The following is a 20,094-nucleotide window of genomic DNA, read 5'->3' on the forward strand; positions in this document are numbered from 1 at the left end:
TTGATTAATTAATACATGCGCTCACGGATGAGGTGGGCGCATTTTTTGTTTAAGGATGAATATTATGCGCCCGTTTAAAAAAACTCTTGCTGCTCTGTTATTGAGCACCACTTGCTGTTTTTCTTATTCCGCTTTAGCGGATATCGTTATTTCTGGCACTCGGGTTATTTACCCTGAGACCGCAAAAGATGTGACGGTAAAAATGGAAAACAGGGGTAACAAACCCCTGCTGGTACAGACCTGGCTTGATGATGGCCGTGACGAAGTTAACCCGCAAGAATTAAAACTTCCTTTTATTGTAACACCACCTGTTTCACGCGTTGACGCGGCAAAAGGCCAGACGGTTCGTATTACCTGGCTGGGCCAACCTATGCCGAAAGACAGAGAATCCCTTTACTGGTTCAACGTGCTTGAAATTCCACCAAAAGCGAAAGGCGGTGATGCGCAAAACTTATTGCAGCTGGCATTCCGTACCCGCATAAAAATGTTCTTCCGTCCTAAAGGTCTGACCGGAGATGCCTCTATTGCTGCTGGCCAGCTGAAATGGACACAAAGTAATGCGTCGTTAATTGCCCGTAATGATTCGCCTTATTACGTGTCATTAGCGAAATTAGAGGCCACCGTCGGCGGTAAAAAAATTAATATTGAACCTCATTATATTGCGCCATTTGACAGCCAGACCTATCAGGTAAAAGAAGCTGCAAGCGCACGTATTTCCAAAGTCATGTACAACACAATCAATGACTTTGGTGGTTCAGAGCCGCATGAAGCGCAAATAAATTAAATAAATAACAGCAACCAACTTTCGCAGCTAACGGACTAGTGATAGCAATGTTTCTTCGCCCATCTTTTCTTTGCCTTGCCATTTGCGCAGCCTTGCAAACATCGGCCCTGGCTGCCGATGCTTCAGCTTCAACCTCTTCTAATGAAGAGGTTGAATTCAACGATCAGTTTCTGTTTAACACAGGGACGAATATCGACGTAAGCCGCTTTTCTCGCGGGAACCCCGTGGTGCCTGGCACCTTTAAAACGCAGATATTGCTTAACGGCCAGAAGAAACTGTTGACGGATTTTACCTTTAAAGAAAATGGTACAACACGTGCCACACCTTGCTTTACGCCTAAAATTTTGCTGCAAGTTGGCATCAAAGCTGAGCCTTTAAAAGACGCCCTTAGCAAAGAAGAAGATGGCCATGAAATCTGCGTATCACTCAATGACCAACTGTCTGGTTCTTCATGGGACTTCGATGCGAGCACGCAGGAGCTGAGCCTTAGCGTGCCTCAGATTTATGTTGAGCGCCACCCGGGTGGTTATGTTGATCCTTCTCTTTGGGAGGATGGTATCACCGCGGGCATACTTTCTTATGATCTTAACGCGTGGCATTCAGATAGTGCCTACGGTTCAGAAGATACTGCCTATGCGGGCCTGAAGTATGGGCTGAATATGGGGCCATGGCGTTTACGCTCTCGCGGCACCCTCAACTGGTCTGAGGATGAAGGCACTGACTATAGCAGCCAGGAAGCCTACCTTCAGCGTGATGTTACTGCTCTGCGCGCTCAGCTGTTGTTAGGGGATTCCTATACCCGTGGCGACACATTTAACGCCATCAACCTGCGTGGTGTGCGTATGTACAACGACGACCGTATGCTGCCAGGCGGTGTCTCGACCTATGCCCCAACCATCCGCGGCGTTGCAAAAACTAACGCAAAAGTGACCATATCCCAAAATGGCAACAAGATTTATGAAAGTACCGTACCGCCTGGCGCATTTGAGATCGACGACCTCAGCACCACCGGTTACGGCAGCGATCTGATCGTCACCATCGAAGAGTCTGATGGTAGCCAGCGTAATTTCTCTGTGCCTTACTCTTCGGTGAGCCAAATGCTGCGCCCCGGCTATGGACGTTGGGACATTGGCGCTGGCGAGCTTAATGACAATGGTCTGAAAGACAAACCACGCGTTGCTTATCTTACTGGCTATTATGGCCTGAGCAATACCTTCACCGGCTACGCCGGGATGCAGTATATGGACACAGATTATTTATCTGGCCTGCTGGGTATTGCCATGAACACGGGAATAGGTGCGTTTGCACTTGACGTCACCCATTCTGATGCCGATGTAGACGGAGTGGGAAGACTGACCGGGCAAAGTTATCGTCTTTCCTGGAGTAAGTTACTGAGTGATACCAACACCTCATTCAACGTCGCGGCCTATCGCTTCTCGACGGAAGATTACCTGACGCTGAACGACGCAGCCTCTCTTTCAGAGGATATTAAATACCGGGATACCTCACGTAACCCAGATCACACGAGTGAAGACGTCTATAACCGTTTCCAGCGTATGAAAAACCAGGTTCAGGTTAACGTAAGTCAGCCGCTTACCGTCGGTAAGGATGATTACGGCTCTCTGTACGTTAACGGAAGCTGGCAGGATTACTGGACGGAGTCGAGCTCAACATCACAGTATTCCATGGGCTACAACAACTCGTTCTGGCTAGGTAGTTACAGTATCTCACTGCAGCGAAGCTATGACGAATACGGCGAGAAGGATGACAGCCTTTATTTAAGCCTGAACATCCCGCTGGAGAATCTGCTGGGTAATAACAAACACCCGGGTGGCTTCTCAAGCGTCAATATGAGCGTGAACTCTGACTTTAAAGACAGCACGACATTCAATACCAGTGCAAACGGCAACTCAGAAGACTATCGCTTTAACTACAGCGTGAACGCCAGCACTAACCACTCTGACAGCGGAGACCTGAATCAAATTGGCGGTTACGGCAGCTACAACAGCCAGTATGGGCCGTTGAGCCTTTCAGCATCAGCGAGCGATGACAACAGTCGCCAGTATTCATTGAGCTACAGCGGCGGCATGCTGGTCCACTCCGGCGGCATTACGCTTGCGCCAGGCAGTATTGGCGATACGGATACGTTGGCGCTGGTAAACGCACCGGGCGCCAAGGGCGCGCATCTCAGCATTGGTGATGGCGTCATCGGTAGTTCTGGCTATGCCATCATGCCTTATCTCACCGCATACCGTGAAAACACGGTGGGTATTGATATTTCAGAAATGGACGCGGACGTTGAAGTCAAAAGTACCAGTACGGTGGCTGTGCCTCGTAGCGGGGCCATTCTTCGCGTCGATTTTGAGACCGATCAGGGTCGTTCACTGCTGCTCGAACTGCATCGTTCAGATAACAGCTTTATTCCACTCGGAGCAGATGTGCTTAACGAAAAAGGTGAATCTGTTGGCTCCGTCGGTCAGGCAGGTCAGGCCTATGTCCGTGGTGTAGAGGAGAGCGGTAAATTGCGTGTGGTTTGGGGGAGTGAGGCAGGCAGCTCATGCACCGTTAATTATCACATTACGCCATCCGCTCAGAAAGTCGGGCTGACCACGCTGCTTAACAATCAAACATGCCAAATGTAATTTTTTTATACAGGGAGTTATTTTAATGAAGAAAGTTTTATCACTCGCACCGCTCAGCGCATTGCTGATCATGACATTGCAGTCGCCAGCGCAGGCTGTCGATCTTGACGTCAGCTTCACAGCCTCACTGCGTGAAACCACCTGTGACATGAAAATCGAAGGGGGTACGGGTAATGGCACCAACAATACTATTCCAATCGGTACGGGCGGGAAAACCAACCTGGGTGATATTATGAGTGGCTCAGATGCTGCCAGCACCCAGTTCAAGCTGAAAATTACTGAGTGCCCGAGCAGCCTTGCTGCGCTAAAAACGACAATCACAGGCACTGCATCGGGTTATGTCGATACCGTCATAATCAACGCCGCATCATCTTCTCCATCAGATTATCTGGGCGTCAGTATTGCTCGTGTCTCAGCACCGGATGCGCCTTTTGTAATTAACTCGACTGACGATACAAAACGTCTGGTCTGGACAACTTCAGAAATTAGCAGCAAAGAGGTTCCTCTTATTGCTCGCATAGTCGAAACCCAGGCAGGGAAAGCAACAGCGGGTAATTTTAGCGCCACGGCAACTTTTAACTTTGTCTACGAATAAGCGGAAGGAAACGCACTAATGAAAATGACATCCTCCACATTGATTGCTCTGGCTGTTTCTGCCGGCATGTTTACCAGCGCGGCCAGCGCCATTACCGGCACCACAAGCGTATCAGGAACGTTTACCTCAACGGTAGAAGTTGGCACATGTACGGCGCAGGTACAAAACGCTGCCGGCACCGCGATCAGCACGCTGGCTTTTGGCGACGTGTATAAATCTGACCTGACGGCGCAAAGTCGCAGTGAACCTTTCAAAATTGCCTTTAGCGGCTGCGCTGGCGTTAAATCTGCTTCAGTAGAGACAACAAAAGGGACGGGCGGTAACTGTTCTGGCGATGCAAAAGATGGCGACTCTTTCGATGCAGGCAATGCAGCGGCATTTGAGGTCTGGAAAGGAACAGCAGGCAGCGGCACGCTCTTAAGCTGTAAAACAACCTCGAAGCAAAACGTCACCATCAGCAGTGGCACAGGAACGATGGACTTAGCTGCCCGTATTGTCATTGCGAAAGGAAAGACCATCAGCAATGTCACGACAGGTAACGTCAGTGCACCAGTCACCTTTGTTGTAACTTATCAGTAAGTAATGTAGACGGGGCAGCCATGTTGCGAAATATAAAAAATAATAGCCTGAAAAGATTCACACTCTTGGCAGGGCTACTCAGTTGGCATTGGTCTGCCCCATGCCTGGCAGAAGAACCAGGCATGGATATTACGCTTAATGCCAACATTATTGAAAACACATGTCAGGTATCCATTTCCGGTGACGGTAAAGTACATTTACCAACGGTGGGAAAGTCATGGTTTTATAATTCAGACGGCAGTACGCGACTGCAACCAACGGATGCTGCATCAGGCACCGAGTTTAAGGTAAAAGTGGAAGAGTGTGCGGGTGGTGCCGAAGCCATTACAAAGCTTATTTTTAGCTTTCAGCCGCAAAGTAAAACTTGGCCAACGGGATCTCACCAGGTCTTTATTAACGAGACCAGCGTGGCTGAAGGCGGTGCGGATAACACGGGCGTGGTTATCTTTTCAAAGGCATTGAATACCAACGTCTTAAATTCGGATGGAACCTCCAGCGTTGCGCTTGATACCAATACCGATGACTGGGCAAAAGAATACCCATTCTACGCGCGCCTGCAAAATACCGGTACGGTCACGGCAGGTAAAGTCACAAGCAGAGTTATCGTTAACGCAACCTATAAATAGAGTAGAAAAGGAAATTACTCATGAATAAAAAGGGATATCAGCATTGCCACGTCATTATAAAGATGATGACGGCACTCCTGTTTTTGACTTACGCCAGTGCTTCTCTGGCTGGTGAATGTCACTTTGGCGCTTATGGCGAAGGCGGTTCGTCGACCATTATCAACGGTTCCTCAGGTACGCCGGTCTATTTCAACACGTTCGCAGGATATTCAGGCATGATGGAGATTGGTGAGGTGTATGACGCCTCCCTCACGCCTGCACTTTGGTCCGAATGCGATCCCGGTGACGATGGCGACACGATGGAAAACATCACCTACGATAATAAAGGTGCTGATAACGATACCGCTGTGTGGCCGACGAATATCACGGGAATTTATTATGCGGTGCGGGTCTACAGCGATAATAACCCCGGAGCCTGGTTCTCCCCCACCCTTGGAAGATGGGAATCGCTGGGCGTTCATGCGCCGAATGTAAGCCATAACTGGAAAATTCAGATTAAGCTCTACCAGAACAACGGTGAGTTTACGGGCAACATGAATGGCGCAACGAAAATTACCCCTAAAGCCTCTGCACGCATTGGGGGGATGTCAATCGGTAACCATACCGACAGTAACAACAAGCCCTGGTATTTCGATGTCACCACGTCGAGTTTCAGTATTCCGGTATCAGCTTCCACCTGTAAGGTCGCGACCGTTAACAACGGCACAAATAACGTCGACTTCGGCGAAGCGATGTTCTCTTCTATCAGGCAAGGTTTTTTCCCATACAAGGCTTTCAACCTACAACTTCAGGGCTGTAATAACGTTGGTGCCGTTAAGCTCAAAGTGAGCTCTGCCGTTACAGGCAGTGATAAAAGTCTGCTTGGAAATACACTGACTTCCAATGCAGCTAAAGGACTTCAAATATCACTTTGGGCACGGTTCACAACAGAGCCAACTTCGGGACTGGTGGTTAACGACGGTGCCTATGCGTACACATCGCTTGAGGGATTCCGTGACGATTCAGATAATTGGTACCAGGTAGGTACGAACTCATCAGTAAATTTACCATTTATGGCTGATATGGGCAGAAACTATAACGAACCACTTACAGCCGGTAATTATAAAGGCGTTGCGACCTTCTCGATAAATTACTACTAACCTACCCCTGCGGCTGATTGCTGATCAGCCGCGACATGGTCTCCAGCGAATCCGTTCTTAAGATATACAGGCGCTTCAGTAAGAACGGATTATCCCCCGGCTTCACCTTCCCTTTCACCGTCGTCACCGCCAGATGAAAACCGGCATCGTTCGCCGCCTTGATCGCTTTATTATCGTAGCCGCCGAACGGATACGAAAGATACAGCACGCGCGGGTTGAACTGCGCCAGGGCGCGGCGAGAACGCTCAAAATCAAACAGGATCACATGATAGCTGCGGCTCAGTAGGATCGGGTGTTTATACCCGTCCACGCGGTGCAGGAAGTGAGTGTGAGACTGAATGTCGAACACATCCTGAATGCCTTTGATTTCCTGAACGCTCATAAACTGCAGCGATTTCGGGTCCCACTTTTGCGGATGGCCTTTAATACGCGACGAAATGATAAACGCCGTCGCGTTGAAGCCGTACTCTTTCAACACAGGATACGCGTAGCGGCTCACCGACTTCAGGCCGTCGTCAAACGTAATCACTACCGCCTTCGCGGGCAGGTTCATCCTGTTACGCACGTAGCCTTCCAGCTGGTACATCGTCAGCGTGGTGTAACCCTGGTCGCGAAGCCAGGTCATCTGGTTGCTGAACGCGCGCACGCTGGTGGTGGTGGAGGTATGACGAAAACGGGTGTTCTCCTCATCGCGCAGGATATGGTGGTAGGTCAGAACCGGAATGCCGTTATCTTCCTGCGCATCCAGGCTGCTGATCCACGCCAGGCGATTGCCGATGCGGATCTGATACCAGGTCTGATTCAGACGGTCTTTAAGTTTGTTCAGAATGGGATAACGCAGGTTGGCGCTAAGGGTACCAAAGGGCGCGCTTCCGCTGCTGGGCGCGTTATAGACGGGCGTATCTTTCCAGGTGATGAGGTTCTGGTTACTGAGCGGCTTGTTCAGATCGCCCAGGCTGTCCTCAACGCGCTGCTTGCCCTGCACTTTCTCCAGATGCTCTTTATCGATAAATCCCGTGCCGAATCCGAAGCGAAATTCATAATAATCCGCCGCGGCGGGAAAGACCGCGAGGATCTGCCCGGCGCGGATATTGCCCACGTTAACCACGGAGTTACCCACCTGAGCCCAGATGGCCGCATCCTCAGTGGTTTGCATATATTGAGCAGGAAGCCCTTGCTGACTTATCAGGCTGGCAGACGCCCCGCCGGAAACCAGCAGCAAAAGGAGAAAGATAACGCGCATGAACATAGGATATAAATCGACACGGGAAATCAGTCGCCATTGTAGCAAAAGCGACATCAATACCAATGTTTAATGCTTATACAGATCGTGAAGCAGAACGAAAGGCGGGTTCTTCTGCTGCTGATGCCACAGGCTGCTCACTTCCGGCGATCCCTGCGCCACAATGGTATTTCGAAATTCAGCACTGCTTAATGAGGCGCGAAAAGGATACAGGGTTTCGAGTAAAGGCAGGCTGATACCGGAGATCACTTCACAATTATTATGCTTGTGGCTCAGCAGCGCCGCGGCCCGGTAAGGCGCAGCACCGGATTTATCGGTAAGAAAAATCACGCCATCACCGGTGTCCGTTTCATGCAGGGCATCGCACATCATCCGGCTGAGCATGTTGGTGCTGAGCCCACGCCAGTAGTTTACCGCGCGGCACTGAGCCAGTGGGCTATACTTTTTTTCCAGATGCTCAATCAGCTTCTGAGCTTCGTTATCATGACAGGTTATAACCCAACCAAGCATCTGACCTCTCCTTTTATTGGGTGAAAAAGTATAACGGCTTAAAAGGAGGTTAAGCGTGACAACGATCAAACTAAAAACATTAAAATTACACTATTAACCTTTAAGTATAAGTAACTTTACCAGCCAAATATTAAGTGAAAATGTTATAACGTCATTTATAAACAAGGTGAAGAGAATGGAACATACTACAGAAAATTTTGATTTAAAAATAATGGGTGGACGTACACAGGTCGGTATGTCCTGGGCTAATAATGAAAGAAAACTTGTCGCATTAGATAAAAATACTCTGGAACCTGTAGTCGTTGATTGGTGTTATGAAGATGCCCCTGATGATATATTTACTGGTAGTATGTTTGCCGATACAAAACCGACGAAAAGATTGTTAGTAAACTCGGAACTCTATGTACGAGGTAGTTTGGTAAATATAAGTAATATCGGCGGTGCAGGATCTTCTTTCGCAGCCATTCAGGATAATGGCAAGGTGGTGGCATGGGGGTTACCAGGAGAAGCTGACGCCACGCCAACCAGTGACCGTAATCATGATGTTAAGGTTGTTTATGGCTCTGATGATACGTCAGTTGGTATTAATAACCTCAATCAAATTTTTGTATGGGGAAAAACGTCTGACGACCCCATACCGGATGATGTGGCCGCGCTGAATGATGTCAGCGTCGTTAAATGTCTCACTACATGGAGCGATGGCAAACGGGCATTCCTCGCATTGCGAGAAAATAAGCAAATTGTACAGTGGAGCGATCCTGGTTATCAGTGGCCTATGCCCGAGCAGATTGCAGAAATGGCTGATTTTGTTGCAATAGAGGCAACTAATGGCGCATTTGCCGCGATTAAAGAAAATGGACACATCGTTGCATGGGGAGATCCATTAAAGGGAGGCGAGTTACCCGCGTACTTAAATGACATATCTGATGCAAAAAGGATATTTGGTAACGATGCTGTTTTTATCGTTTTGCACGAAAGTGGAAAAATATCTGCATGGGGAGATAGTGAGAGAGGAGGAACACTACCAGAAGATATAGCTATTCTGAATGATATAATCAATATCTACCCATACTATAGCGGTTTTACAGCACAAAGAGCCAATAATATGCTTGTCGAATGGGGATGGAATACAAATGTTATTCCACCAGAAATAGCCAATCGTACGGATATTATTGATGTGCAAATGGGAGAGGAGCACACCGGTGCCGTTCTGCTTCCTGAAGGAAAAGTATACTCCTGGGGCAAATTTTCCAATCCTCACTATGTGCAACAACCAGACGATCTTACCGGAGTAATTCACATTTGTGCTTCGCCGGACTGCATGGCTGCGCTAAAGAACGACGGCAGCATAGTTGCATGGGGTCATCCTGATCAAGGGGGGGATACCACGCCTGTAGCCAGTGAACTGTATGACATCCGCGCTATTTACGGTTCAATTTATGGCTTCTGCGCCCTGCGCAATGATGGAAAGGTGATCGTCTGGGGGGAATACGGTGGCGATATGAGCAACGTGCCACCGGAGCTTCAGAACAACATCACTTACGCATGGGAGTGAACATGCTCCCGGCACCTTAACGGTGCCGGGATAATAATTAGCTACGCAGACCGCGCCCGCGCTGGATCAGATACCAGCACAGCAGGTAGAAGGCGATGATGAACACCACCAGCACCGCTACCGTGGTAAACAGCGGAACATCGGTAATGCCAAGGAAGCCAAAGCGGAAGCCGCTGATCATGTAGACAATCGGGTTCAGGTGCGACAGCGCCTGCCAGAACGGCGGCAGCAGCGTCAGGGAGTAGAATACCCCGCCAAGATAGGTCAGCGGTGTCAGCACGAAGGTCGGGATCAGGCTGATGTCGTCAAACGTCTTAGCAAACACCGCGTTCAGCAATCCAGCCAGCGAGAACAGGATTGCCGTCAGCAGCAGCGTGAGCGCCACGAACAGCCACGAGTGGACCTGGAACGGCACAAAGAATAGCGAAATCGCCGTGACCAGGATCCCCACGCACAGACCGCGCGCCACGCCGCCGCCCACGTAACCGGCGATAATGACGTGCGTCGGCACCGGCGCCACCAGCAGCTCTTCAATGTTGCGCTGGAACTTAGCGCTGAAGAACGACGAGGCCACGTTCGCGTAGGCGTTGGTGATCACCGCCATCATGATCAGGCCCGGCACGATAAACTGCATATAGGTAAAACCGTGCATCTCACCAATGCGGGAACCGATCAGGTTACCGAAGATGATGAAATAGAGCGTCATGGTGATGACCGGCGGTACCAGGGTTTGCACCCAGATACGCATAAAGCGGTTGATCTCTTTCGCCCAGATACTTTTCAGCGCGACCCAGTAAAGATGCGTCATGCCTTGTCTCCTTGTTTGTCATGTACCAGAGAGACAAACAGCTCTTCCAGTCGGTTCGCTTTGTTACGCATGCTTAAGACCTGAATCCCCTGCGCGCTCAGCTGTGAAAACACGCTGTTGATCCCCTGCTCGCGCAGCACTTCCACTTCCAGCGTCGAGGTATCCACCAGGCGATACTGGTACCCTTCAAGCTTCGGCAGCGGGCTTTTTGCCGCCAGATCGAGAATAAAGGTTTCGGATTTCAGCTTGGAGAGCAGGTTCTTCATTGAGGTGTTCTCCACCAGCTCGCCGTGCTGAATAATGCCGATGTTGCGGCACAGCATCTCTGCTTCTTCAAGATAGTGGGTGGTCAAAATGATGGTGGTGCCTTTGTCGTTGAGATCCTTCAGGAAGCCCCACATGGAACGACGCAGTTCGATATCCACGCCCGCGGTCGGTTCATCGAGGATCAGCAGCTTCGGCTCGTGCATCAGCGCGCGGGCAATCATCAGGCGGCGCTTCATCCCGCCGGACAACATCCGCGCACGCTCATTACGCTTTTCCCACAGGTCGAGCTGTTTCAGGTACTTTTCGCTGCGCTCCAGCGCCTCTTTACGCTCAACCCCGTAATACCCCGCCTGGTTCACAACAATCTGCTGCACCGTTTCAAACGGGTTGAAGTTGAACTCCTGCGGTACCAGCCCCAGCTGGCGCTTGGCATTCACCACATCTTTTTGCAGATCGTATCCGAACACGCTGACGCGGCCGGAGGTTTTGTTCACCAGCGAGCTGATGATCCCGATAGTGGTGGATTTTCCCGCCCCGTTCGGCCCCAGAAGCGCGTAAAAATCCCCGGCCTCTACTTTTAGATCTATCCCGCGTAGCGCCTGAACGCCACCCGGATAGGTTTTTTTAAGCTGCTCAAGCTCCAGTGCAATTGCCATGAATTTAACTTACCTTCAGTTCTTACACACGTTGTGTGGTTTCATTAAAAGTCGGGTTACCCTATAGTAGCGCAACGCAATTACTCGGTTACAGGTCGCTAACCTCCATGAACGACATAGATACACTCATTAGCAACAATGCACTATGGTCAAAAATGCTGGTGGAGGAAGACCCCGGATTTTTTGGAAAACTCGCACAAGCCCAGAACCCGCGCTTTCTCTGGATTGGCTGTTCCGACAGCCGCGTACCTGCCGAGCGCCTGACCGGCCTTGAGCCCGGCGAACTGTTTGTTCACCGCAACGTCGCCAACCTGGTGATTCATACCGATCTCAACTGCCTTTCCGTGGTTCAGTATGCCGTTGACGTTCTGGAAGTCGAGCACATCATTATTTGCGGCCACTACGGCTGCGGCGGCGTGCAGGCGGCGGTTGAAAACCCGGAGCTGGGATTAATTGATAACTGGCTTCTGCACATTCGCGATATCTGGTTCAAACATAGTTCACTGCTCGGCGAAATGCCGCAGGAGAGACGCATGGACACCCTATGCGAGCTCAACGTGATGGAGCAGGTATATAACCTTGGGCATTCGACCATCATGCAGTCGGCGTGGAAGCGCGGGCAGAAGGTGTCAATTCACGGCTGGGCGTACGGTATTCACGATGGCCTGCTGCGCAATCTGGAAGTCACCGCCACCAACCGCGAAACGCTGGAGCAGCGTTACCGTTCGGGGATTGCCAACCTCAAGCTTAAGCATGTGAACCATAAATAAAGCCGGGGGTTTTCACCCTCTCCCCGTGGGAGAGGGCTGGGATGAGGGTATCAGCCCGCAATTACTCGTCCAGAATCACTACCTTCCCAACATACGGCAGATGGCGATAACGCTGCGCGTAATCAATGCCGTAGCCCACCACGAACTCGTCCGGGATGGAGAAACCGACAAACTCCACAGGCACCTGCACTTCACGACGCTCCGGCTTATCCAGCAGCGTACAAATCGCCAGCGACTTCGGCTCGCGCAGGCTCAGGATCTCGCGCACTTTTGAAAGGGTGTTGCCGGAGTCGATGATATCCTCAACGATCAACACATCTTTGCCACGAATATCTTCATCCAGATCTTTCAGGATTTTCACATCACGGGTTGTGGACATGCCGCTGCCGTAGCTGGAGGCGGTCATAAAATCGACCTCGTGTGGCACCTCCACTTCACGGCACAGGTCCGCCATGAACATGAAAGAGCCACGCAGCAGACCGACCAGCACCATTTCGCTGCCGCTGTCCTTGTAATGTTCGGTGATTTGACGACCCAGTTCGGCGATACGCGCTTTGATCTCGGCTTCCGGGATCATCACTTCAACAGTATGTTTCATATTACTAACCATATGATTTTAATGAAAATCTCTCAATGCGAATGAATTGATTCCAGGCATTGAAACGCAAGCCAGCCATTATATCAGCAAATGGATAAGCCTGGCGTATGAGTTATAAAAAGCAAATATTGTGATTCCGATCACACTTGTTAATACCTATAATTAGTTGCTAGCAAATTATTAACAAAAACTGACGAGTACACTTTCTATGGCTGAAACAAACTCTAAACAGCCGCGTCTACTGGTGACACTAACAGCGCTATTCGCCGCCTTCTGCGGCCTGTACCTGTTAATCGGTGGCGTGTGGCTGGTCGCGATCGGCGGCTCCTGGTACTACCCGATTGCGGGCCTGGTTATGCTTGGCGTAACCGTCCTGCTCTGGCGTAGAAAACAATCCGCACTGTGGCTGTATGCCGCACTGCTCCTCGCCACGATGATCTGGGGCGTCTGGGAAGTCGGTTTCGACTTCTGGGCCCTGACCCCGCGCAGCGACATCCTGGTCTTCTTCGGTATCTGGCTGATCCTGCCGTTTGTCTGGCGTCGCCTGATTGTCCCTTCCAGCGGTGCCGTTGCGGCGCTGGTGGTAGCGCTGTTAATCAGCGGCGGCATTCTTACCTGGGCCGGCTTTAACGACCCGCAGGAGATCAACGGTACGCTGAATGCGGAATCCACGCCTGCGGCAGCTATCTCGCAGGTGGCGGACGGTGACTGGCCGGCCTATGGCCGTAACCAGGAAGGTCAACGTTACTCCCCGCTGAAGCAGATCAACGCGGACAACGTGAAAAACCTGAAGGAAGCCTGGGTATTCCGTACCGGCGACCTGAAAATGCCGAACGATCCTGGCGAGCTGACCAACGAAGTGACCCCGATTAAAGTGGGCAACATGCTCTACCTGTGTACGGCGCACCAGCGTCTGTTCGCGCTCGACGCGGCCACCGGTAAAGAGAAATGGCACTTTGATCCACAGCTGAACTCCAATCCGTCCTTCCAGCATGTCACCTGCCGTGGCGTCTCTTACCACGAAGCGCGTGCCGATAATGCCAGCCCGGAAGTCATTGCCGACTGTCCTCGCCGCATTATGCTGCCGGTGAACGATGGCCGTCTGTTCGCCATCAACGCCGAAACAGGCAAGCTGTGCGAAACCTTTGCGAACAAAGGTATCCTGAACCTGCAGACCAACATGCCTGACACCACGCCGGGTCTGTATGAGCCAACCTCGCCGCCAATCATCACCGATAAAACTATCGTGATTGCCGGTTCGGTAACGGATAACTTCTCCACGCGTGAAACCTCCGGCGTTATCCGCGGTTTTGACGTGAACACCGGTAAACTGCTGTGGGCCTTCGACCCGGGCGCGAAAGATCCAAACGCGATCCCATCGGACGAGCACACCTTTACCTTCAACTCGCCAAACTCCTGGGCGCCTGCCGCGTATGACGCGAAGCTGGACCTGGTCTATCTGCCAATGGGCGTATCCACGCCGGATATCTGGGGCGGTAACCGCACGCCGGAGCAGGAACGCTATGCGAGCGCTATCCTGGCACTGAACGCCACCACCGGTAAGCTGGCGTGGAGCTACCAGACCGTTCACCACGATCTGTGGGATATGGATATGCCGTCCCAGCCGACGCTGGCGGACATTACCGTTAACGGCAAAACCGTGCCGGTCATTTACGCACCGGCCAAGACCGGCAACATCTTCGTACTGGATCGCAGCAACGGTAAACTGGTTGTGCCTGCCCCGGAAAAACCGGTTCCGCAGGGTGCGGCTAAAGGCGATTACGTCAGCAAAACCCAGCCGTTCTCTGACCTGAGCTTCCGTCCGAAGAAAGACCTCAGCGGTGCAGACATGTGGGGTGCCACCATGTTTGACCAGCTGGTGTGCCGCGTGATGTTCCATCAGCTGCGCTATGAAGGCATCTTTACGCCGCCGTCTGAGCAAGGCACGCTGGTCTTCCCGGGCAACCTGGGGATGTTCGAGTGGGGCGGTATCTCCGTCGACCCTAACCGTCAGGTGGCAATTGCCAACCCAATGGCGCTGCCGTTCGTTTCCCGTCTGATCCCTCGCGGTCCGGGTAACCCGATGGAGCAGCCGAAAGACGCGAAAGGAAGCGGTACCGAAGCGGGTATTCAGCCGCAGTATGGCGTGCCGTTTGGCGTGACCCTGAACCCGTTCCTGTCTCCGTTTGGTCTGCCGTGTAAACAGCCGGCCTGGGGTTACATCTCCGGTCTGGATCTGAAAACCAACCAGATCGTCTGGAAAAAACGTATTGGTACACCACAGGACAGCATGCCGTTCCCGATGCCGGTTCCGGTGCCGTTCAATATGGGTATGCCAATGCTGGGCGGCCCTATCTCCACCGCCGGTAACGTGCTGTTCATCGCGGCGACCGCAGATAACTACCTGCGCGCGTACAACATGACCAACGGTGAGAAACTGTGGCAAGGCCGTCTGCCGGCCGGTGGACAGGCAACGCCGATGACCTATGAAGTGAATGGCAAGCAGTACGTTGTCATCTCTGCGGGTGGTCACGGCTCGTTTGGCACGAAGATGGGCGACTATATTGTCGCGTATGCGTTGCCGGACGACGCAAAATAAAAGCAAAACGGCAACTTCGGTTGCCGTTTTTGTGTTTGTTCCCTCTCCCCGTGGGAGAGGGTCAGGGTGAGGGCATCAGGCCGCGCTGCTTTATACCGTGAACCCCAGCATCATCCCCGTATCTTCATGCTCCAGCAGATGACAGTGCGCCATATAGGCAAACTCTTTAGGCGCTTCGTGGTCAAATTTCACCAGCACCTCGCTGACGCCGCCTTCCACCCTCACCGTATCTTTCCAGCCCGCGCGATGTGCGTCCGGCGCTTTACCGTTTTCAGAGAGAATGCGGAACTGCGTGCCGTGGATGTGAAACGGGTGCAGCATCATGTCGCCTTCGCCGGAAATCACCCAGCGCTCAAACTGCCCCTTCGTGGCGGCAAACATCGGCGTGTTCATATCGAACGCTTTGCCGTTGATCTTGTTGGCGTTGTGGAAATCGAACCCGTGACCGCCGTGCTCCATGCCGCCCATTTTGCCGTGGTCCATATTCATATGGCCCATCATCTGGCCGTGGTGCATCCCCGCCATCGCCTGATTGCCGTACTTCTTCATCAGCGCCTGCATGCCCATCATATCGAGCATTGGATCCATGGAGAGCTGAAGCTTGCGTTGCGTAAGCCCCTCCAGCGACGGGAGGGCAGGCAGCGCGGCTAAGGTGTCCGGCAGCGTACCGGAGGCCGTGACCTGTAGCGGCTGAATGCGCAGCACCGGATGCGGTTTATCAAACGGCGCCACGGCCATCCCCATCTGGCTGACCGGCAGGGTCACCAGGTCAAACGGCTTGCCGTCGCTGATGTCCACCAGCACTTCGAAGCGTTCGCCCATCAGCATCGGCAGCTCGCTCACCTTCACCGGCTCCGACAGCAGGCCGCCGTCGCTCGCTACTACGTAAAGCGGGCGCTTATCGCTGGCGGCAAAATTCAGCGAACGCGCGTTACAGCCGTTAAGCAGGCGCAGGCGCAGCCAGCCCTTCGGGGCGGCATGCTGCGGGTAGATCGCGCCGTTGGCCAGCAGCGTATCGCCAAACCAGCCGACCGCCGCGCTCATCACGTCCAGCTGGTAGTCAATCTGCCCGTCCGCGCTGAATTTTTTGTCCTGCACAATCACCGGCACGTCGTCGATGCCCCACTGTTTCGGCAGGCGCAGCAGGCGGCTTTCATCGTCTTCAATCAGCACCAGCCCCGCCAGCCCCATCGCTACCTGATGGCCCGTTTTACCATGCTGATGCGGGTGGAACCAGCAGGTCGCTGCACGCTGGTCAGGCGTAAAGGTGACGCTGCGCGTACCACCCGCTTTGATGATGCCCTGCGGTCCGCCGTCCACCTCGCCCGGCACTTCCAGCCCGTGCCAGTGCAGCGTCGTCTCCTCGGCAAGCGTATTGTGGATATCCACCGTCACCGCCTTCCCTTTGCGTAGCTGCAACGCCGGGCCGAGCAGATTGCCGTTGTAGCCCCAGGTTGTGGCACTGTGCCCGCCGAAGGCGGTTTTACCGGACTGAACAACGAGCTGAATACGGCTACGGGCGTCCGCGGTCAGTAAGTCAGGGATGGGTAAGGCAGGCCTTTCCGCCGCAAAAACCGCGCGGCTCCAGAGTGGTAATGCGCTGGCAGCCCCCAGCACAGCGGAATACTTTAAAAAATCACGACGTTGCATGTTCATTTCCTTATTTCCAGCAGGCGATCTTTTGAGCATAAACCCTCCCCTTACCGGAAGGTCAAGTAAAGCGGCAATAATAAAGATCGTCGCACTGGCATCAAGTGTGCTAACGTTAATTTTCCGTGAAGAAGTGGTAGAAGCAATGAAGACGTTTTTCAGGACAATTTTGTTCGGAAGCCTGATGGCAATGTGTGCGAACAGCTATGCGCTCAGTGAAAATGAAGCGGAAGATATGGCCGATTTAACGGCGGTTTTTGTATTCCTGAAAAATGATTGTGGCTACCAGAATTTACCCAACGGGCAAATTCGCCGCGCGCTGGTCTTTTTCGCCCAGCAGAACCAGTGGGATCTCAGCAACTACGACAGCTTTGACATGAAGGCGCTCGGTGAAGACAGCTACCGCGACTTGAGCGGTATTGGCATTCCCACGGCTAAAAAATGCAAAGCGCTGGCTCGCGATTCGCTCAGCCTGCTCGCCTACGTGAAATAACCTTCCCGACGCCCCCTGTTCAACCTATAACCGTGCAACCACGGTTATAGTTAGCTATCATGTTTCGCTCATTTTTGTGAGCGTTACGGATGTTAACAAAGGAGGAGTCCGCGTATGGCCGACCACACGTTGTGGCATGAAACACTGCATGACCAGTTTGGTCAGTACTTTGCCGTTGATAACGTGCTCTATCATGAGAAAACGGATCACCAGGATCTCATCATCTTCGAAAACGCCGCCTTTGGCCGCGTGATGGCGCTGGACGGCGTAGTGCAAACGACCGAGCGCGACGAGTTTATCTATCATGAGATGATGACCCACGTTCCGCTGCTGGCCCACGGACACGCAAAGCATGTTCTGATTATCGGCGGCGGCGACGGCGCGATGCTGCGCGAGGTGTCCCGTCATCGGTCCATTGAAACCATCACCATGGTGGAGATCGATGCGGGCGTGGTCTCGTTCTGCCGTCAGTATCTGCCTAACCACAATGCCGGTAGCTATGACGATCCGCGCTTCAAGCTGGTCATTGACGACGGCGTTAACTTCGTTAACCAGACCGCGCAGACCTTCGACGTGATTATCTCTGACTGTACCGACCCCATCGGCCCCGGCGCGTCGCTGTTTACCTCCTCGTTCTACGAAGGCTGCAAGCGCTGCCTGAACCCTGGCGGTATCTTCGTCGCACAAAATGGCGTCTGCTTCCTGCAGCAGGATGAAGCCCTCGACAGCCATCGTAAGCTGAGCACCTATTTCGGCGACGTCAGCTTCTATCAGGCGGCCATTCCGACGTACTACGGCGGGATCATGACCTTTGCCTGGGCGACGGATAACGACGTGCTGCGCCATCTCTCTACAGAAATTATCCAGGCCCGCTTCCATCAGGCCGGCCTCACGTGTCGGTACTACAACCCGGCTATTCATACCGCAGCGTTTGCTCTGCCGCAGTACCTGCAAGACGCATTATCCACTAAGGGGGTGAGCTAATTGAAAAAGCTTAAACTACATGGCTTTAACAACCTGACTAAAAGCCTGAGTTTTTGTATTTACGATATCTGCTATGCCAAAACAGCGGAAGAACGCGATGGTTACATCGCCTATATCGATGAACTCTACAACGCCAACCGTCTGACCGAGATCCTCTCAGAAACCTGCTCGATCATCGGTGCCAATATTCTGAATATCGCCCGACAGGATTATGAACCTCAGGGTGCCAGCGTGACCATTCTGGTCAGCGAAGAGCCGGTCGACCCGCAGCTTATCGACAAAACTGAACACCCGGGACCGCTGCCGGAAGTGGTCGTCGCCCACCTGGACAAAAGCCATATCTGCGTTCACACCTACCCGGAAAGCCACCCGGAAGGCGGGCTGTGCACGTTCCGTGCGGATATTGAGGTGTCGACCTGCGGCGTAATTTCCCCGCTGAACGCGCTGAACTATTTAATCCACCAGCTGGAATCCGACATCGTCACGATTGATTATCGCGTGCGCGGTTTTACCCGTGATATCAACGGCATGAAGCACTTCATCGACCACGAGATCAACTCCATTCAGAACTTTATGTCCGAGGACATGAAATCGCTGTATGACATGATGGACGTGAACGTGTACCAGGAAAACATCTTCCATACCAAGATGATGCTTAAAGAGTTCGACCTTAAGCACTACATGTTCCACACCAGGCCGGAAGATTTAAGTGAAGAAGAGCGCAAGGTCATCACCGACCTGCTCTGGAAAGAGATGCGCGAAATCTACTACGGCCGCAACATTCCGGCCGTGTAACGACGTTTCGGATAGCGATATCGTTAAAGTTCAGGCTGTACTAACGTAAGGGCAACGGATTGCGCTTTTAGATCGGCCTGAACGGGCAGAGGCAAACTCACATCGGTAATAATATCAGTGAAGCGGCTCAGCGGAGCAACGTTGAACAGCGAGTGAGCGCCATATTTGCTGCTGTCCGCCAGTAAGATCTTGCGCTGAGCGTTAGCGATAATCTCCTGCTTCAGTCCTGCCTTTTCTTCCGTCGGGGTAGTCACCCCCTTTTCCACGCTCCAGCTGTTACAGCTCATGAAGGCGATATCGGGATAGACGCTACGTAGCATCTTGCGACCAAACTCGCCGATACAGGACTGGCTACTGTCATCAATTCGGCCGCCAACAATGGTGACTTCAATCTGACGGAACTCGGATAAAAACAGAGCGATATGCAGATCGACGGTGATCACCCTGAGCGGGAGATGAGTCAGGCATTTTGCCAGCTCCAGCATGGTCGTGCCGGCATCAAGCACCACAGCGTCGCCCGCCTGAACCATCGAGGCGGCAAAACGCGCAATCGCCCGCTTTTCCGCCGGCGATCGTAACTGCTTTTCATTGGTTGTAGGCTGAGCAGGTTCAAAGCGTTTCAGAGCAACACCGCCGTGGCTGCGGCTGATCACGCCCTGTTCATCCAGTTTGATCAGATCCCGTCGTATCGTTGCAGGTGATGCATCTACCGCATCCACCAGCTGTTCCACGGTCACCAGCGTATGATTTTTCAAATACGCCACAATCTTATCCAGACGGTGTTGCCCTTTCATAACAGGA

General features: G+C 52.4%; 19 protein-coding genes. 12 read left to right on the forward strand and 7 right to left on the reverse strand.

Translation table 11 applies throughout. From position 1 onward, the window contains the following. Nucleotides 1-64: 64 nt before the first annotated feature. Genes OSH03_RS12910 through OSH03_RS12935 form a run of 6 tightly spaced genes read left to right on the forward strand, consistent with a single transcriptional unit; the run spans nucleotide 65 to nucleotide 6,365 of the window. A complete protein-coding gene (locus OSH03_RS12910) occupies nucleotides 65-784 on the forward strand; it encodes a fimbrial chaperone (protein ID WP_253540746.1) in 720 nt (239 codons plus the stop codon). A 47-nt stretch (nucleotides 785-831) separates the two neighbouring features. Next, nucleotides 832-3,426 carry an outer membrane usher protein gene (locus OSH03_RS12915; protein ID WP_253540743.1) on the forward strand — a complete coding sequence of 865 codons (2,595 nt, stop codon included), beginning with the start codon at nucleotides 832-834 and terminating at the stop codon, nucleotides 3,424-3,426. A 25-nt stretch (nucleotides 3,427-3,451) separates the two neighbouring features. Continuing rightward, entirely contained in the window at nucleotides 3,452-4,021 is a 570-nt protein-coding gene (locus OSH03_RS12920) for a fimbrial protein (RefSeq protein ID WP_266179246.1), read from the forward strand. Nucleotides 4,022-4,045: 24 nt separating this feature from the next. Continuing rightward, nucleotides 4,046-4,600 carry a fimbrial protein gene (locus OSH03_RS12925; protein WP_414671414.1) on the forward strand — a complete coding sequence of 185 codons (555 nt, stop codon included), beginning with the start codon at nucleotides 4,046-4,048 and terminating at the stop codon, nucleotides 4,598-4,600. A gap of 20 nt (nucleotides 4,601-4,620) precedes the next feature. Next, nucleotides 4,621-5,226 (forward strand): fimbrial-like protein, encoded by a 606-nt coding sequence (locus OSH03_RS12930; RefSeq protein ID WP_266179247.1) that lies wholly within the window; start codon nucleotides 4,621-4,623, stop codon nucleotides 5,224-5,226. A 20-nt stretch (nucleotides 5,227-5,246) separates the two neighbouring features. Beyond that, on the forward strand, nucleotides 5,247-6,365 hold the full coding sequence (locus OSH03_RS12935) for a fimbrial protein (RefSeq protein WP_266179248.1): 1,119 nt from the start codon (nucleotides 5,247-5,249) through the stop codon (nucleotides 6,363-6,365). Nucleotide 6,366: 1 nt separating this feature from the next. Here OSH03_RS12935 and OSH03_RS12940 read toward each other — a convergent pair whose 3' ends face one another. Together OSH03_RS12940 and OSH03_RS12945 are read right to left on the reverse strand one after the other, a co-directional pair. Then, a complete protein-coding gene (locus OSH03_RS12940) occupies nucleotides 6,367-7,614 on the reverse strand; it encodes a polysaccharide deacetylase family protein (RefSeq protein WP_151413506.1) in 1,248 nt (415 codons plus the stop codon). A gap of 63 nt (nucleotides 7,615-7,677) precedes the next feature. Next, the gene (locus tag OSH03_RS12945) at nucleotides 7,678-8,118 is read right to left on the reverse strand and encodes a PTS sugar transporter subunit IIA (protein ID WP_266179249.1); all 441 of its coding nucleotides are present in this window, start codon (nucleotides 8,116-8,118) and stop codon (nucleotides 7,678-7,680) included. A gap of 175 nt (nucleotides 8,119-8,293) precedes the next feature. Between OSH03_RS12945 and OSH03_RS12950 the strand changes: the two genes are divergently transcribed. After that, nucleotides 8,294-9,673 (forward strand): RCC1 domain-containing protein, encoded by a 1,380-nt coding sequence (locus OSH03_RS12950; RefSeq protein ID WP_266179250.1) that lies wholly within the window; start codon nucleotides 8,294-8,296, stop codon nucleotides 9,671-9,673. A gap of 37 nt (nucleotides 9,674-9,710) precedes the next feature. Here OSH03_RS12950 and OSH03_RS12955 read toward each other — a convergent pair whose 3' ends face one another. Next, entirely contained in the window at nucleotides 9,711-10,481 is a 771-nt protein-coding gene (locus OSH03_RS12955; protein WP_023334536.1) for an ABC transporter permease, read from the reverse strand. Continuing rightward, nucleotides 10,478-11,404 carry an ABC transporter ATP-binding protein gene (locus OSH03_RS12960; protein WP_159515530.1) on the reverse strand — a complete coding sequence of 309 codons (927 nt, stop codon included), beginning with the start codon at nucleotides 11,402-11,404 and terminating at the stop codon, nucleotides 10,478-10,480. The genes OSH03_RS12955 and OSH03_RS12960 overlap by 4 nt, the downstream gene beginning before the upstream one ends. A 107-nt stretch (nucleotides 11,405-11,511) precedes the next feature. Between OSH03_RS12960 and can the strand changes: the two genes are divergently transcribed. After that, on the forward strand, nucleotides 11,512-12,174 hold the full coding sequence (gene can, locus OSH03_RS12965; protein WP_014882586.1) for a carbonate dehydratase: 663 nt from the start codon (nucleotides 11,512-11,514) through the stop codon (nucleotides 12,172-12,174). 61 nt (nucleotides 12,175-12,235) lie between these two features. Here can and hpt read toward each other — a convergent pair whose 3' ends face one another. Continuing rightward, complete coding sequence (hpt, locus tag OSH03_RS12970) at nucleotides 12,236-12,772, reverse strand: hypoxanthine phosphoribosyltransferase (protein ID WP_266179251.1); 537 nt, start codon at nucleotides 12,770-12,772, stop codon at nucleotides 12,236-12,238. Between the two features lie 208 nt (nucleotides 12,773-12,980). Between hpt and OSH03_RS12975 the strand changes: the two genes are divergently transcribed. Then, nucleotides 12,981-15,371, forward strand: a complete 2,391-nt coding sequence (locus OSH03_RS12975) for a glucose/quinate/shikimate family membrane-bound PQQ-dependent dehydrogenase (protein WP_253540736.1) — start codon at nucleotides 12,981-12,983, stop codon at nucleotides 15,369-15,371. A 90-nt stretch (nucleotides 15,372-15,461) separates the two neighbouring features. On the opposite strand, the gene cueO is transcribed toward OSH03_RS12975, so the two are convergent. Beyond that, nucleotides 15,462-17,021: a multicopper oxidase CueO gene (gene cueO, locus OSH03_RS12980; protein WP_266179252.1), complete on the reverse strand. Its 1,560-nt coding sequence runs from the start codon at nucleotides 17,019-17,021 to the stop codon at nucleotides 15,462-15,464. 145 nt (nucleotides 17,022-17,166) lie between these two features. Between cueO and OSH03_RS12985 the strand changes: the two genes are divergently transcribed. The 3 genes from OSH03_RS12985 (at nucleotide 17,167) to speD (ending at nucleotide 19,293) form a co-directional block, all read left to right on the forward strand. Beyond that, nucleotides 17,167-17,514: a YacC family pilotin-like protein gene (locus OSH03_RS12985; protein WP_014882582.1), complete on the forward strand. Its 348-nt coding sequence runs from the start codon at nucleotides 17,167-17,169 to the stop codon at nucleotides 17,512-17,514. Nucleotides 17,515-17,628: 114 nt separating this feature from the next. Then, a complete protein-coding gene (speE, locus tag OSH03_RS12990) occupies nucleotides 17,629-18,498 on the forward strand; it encodes a polyamine aminopropyltransferase (RefSeq protein ID WP_266179253.1) in 870 nt (289 codons plus the stop codon). Beyond that, complete coding sequence (gene speD, locus OSH03_RS12995) at nucleotides 18,499-19,293, forward strand: adenosylmethionine decarboxylase (protein WP_061099206.1); 795 nt, start codon at nucleotides 18,499-18,501, stop codon at nucleotides 19,291-19,293. It begins immediately after the preceding gene. A gap of 23 nt (nucleotides 19,294-19,316) precedes the next feature. Here the strand turns inward: speD and OSH03_RS13000 are convergent, their stop codons facing one another. Beyond that, the gene (locus tag OSH03_RS13000; protein ID WP_151413502.1) at nucleotides 19,317-20,087 is read right to left on the reverse strand and encodes a DeoR/GlpR family DNA-binding transcription regulator; all 771 of its coding nucleotides are present in this window, start codon (nucleotides 20,085-20,087) and stop codon (nucleotides 19,317-19,319) included. Nucleotides 20,088-20,094 lie beyond the last annotated feature (7 nt).

The organism is Enterobacter nematophilus, assembly GCF_026344075.1.
GTDB classification, from domain to species: Bacteria; Pseudomonadota; Gammaproteobacteria; order Enterobacterales; family Enterobacteriaceae; genus Enterobacter; species Enterobacter nematophilus.

Bases quoted from the DNA above. Each gene is read 5' to 3' on its own strand.
- can (WP_014882586.1), top strand. From the start codon at position 11,512: ATGAACGACATAGATACACTCATTAGCAACAATGCACTATGGTCAAAA.
- speE (WP_266179253.1), top strand. From the start codon at position 17,629: ATGGCCGACCACACGTTGTGGCATGAAACACTGCATGACCAGTTTGGT.
- OSH03_RS12935 (WP_266179248.1), top strand. From the start codon at position 5,247: ATGAATAAAAAGGGATATCAGCATTGCCACGTCATTATAAAGATGATG.
- OSH03_RS12915 (WP_253540743.1), top strand. From the start codon at position 832: ATGTTTCTTCGCCCATCTTTTCTTTGCCTTGCCATTTGCGCAGCCTTG.
- OSH03_RS12945 (WP_266179249.1), bottom strand. From the start codon at position 8,118: ATGCTTGGTTGGGTTATAACCTGTCATGATAACGAAGCTCAGAAGCTG.
- OSH03_RS13000 (WP_151413502.1), bottom strand. From the start codon at position 20,087: ATGAAAGGGCAACACCGTCTGGATAAGATTGTGGCGTATTTGAAAAAT.
- OSH03_RS12985 (WP_014882582.1), top strand. From the start codon at position 17,167: ATGAAGACGTTTTTCAGGACAATTTTGTTCGGAAGCCTGATGGCAATG.
- hpt (WP_266179251.1), bottom strand. From the start codon at position 12,772: ATGAAACATACTGTTGAAGTGATGATCCCGGAAGCCGAGATCAAAGCG.
- OSH03_RS12950 (WP_266179250.1), top strand. From the start codon at position 8,294: ATGGAACATACTACAGAAAATTTTGATTTAAAAATAATGGGTGGACGT.
- OSH03_RS12975 (WP_253540736.1), top strand. From the start codon at position 12,981: ATGGCTGAAACAAACTCTAAACAGCCGCGTCTACTGGTGACACTAACA.
- OSH03_RS12925 (WP_414671414.1), top strand. From the start codon at position 4,046: ATGACATCCTCCACATTGATTGCTCTGGCTGTTTCTGCCGGCATGTTT.
- OSH03_RS12955 (WP_023334536.1), bottom strand. From the start codon at position 10,481: ATGACGCATCTTTACTGGGTCGCGCTGAAAAGTATCTGGGCGAAAGAG.
- OSH03_RS12940 (WP_151413506.1), bottom strand. From the start codon at position 7,614: ATGTTCATGCGCGTTATCTTTCTCCTTTTGCTGCTGGTTTCCGGCGGG.
- cueO (WP_266179252.1), bottom strand. From the start codon at position 17,021: ATGCAACGTCGTGATTTTTTAAAGTATTCCGCTGTGCTGGGGGCTGCC.
- OSH03_RS12960 (WP_159515530.1), bottom strand. From the start codon at position 11,404: ATGGCAATTGCACTGGAGCTTGAGCAGCTTAAAAAAACCTATCCGGGT.
- OSH03_RS12910 (WP_253540746.1), top strand. From the start codon at position 65: ATGCGCCCGTTTAAAAAAACTCTTGCTGCTCTGTTATTGAGCACCACT.
- OSH03_RS12920 (WP_266179246.1), top strand. From the start codon at position 3,452: ATGAAGAAAGTTTTATCACTCGCACCGCTCAGCGCATTGCTGATCATG.
- OSH03_RS12930 (WP_266179247.1), top strand. From the start codon at position 4,621: ATGTTGCGAAATATAAAAAATAATAGCCTGAAAAGATTCACACTCTTG.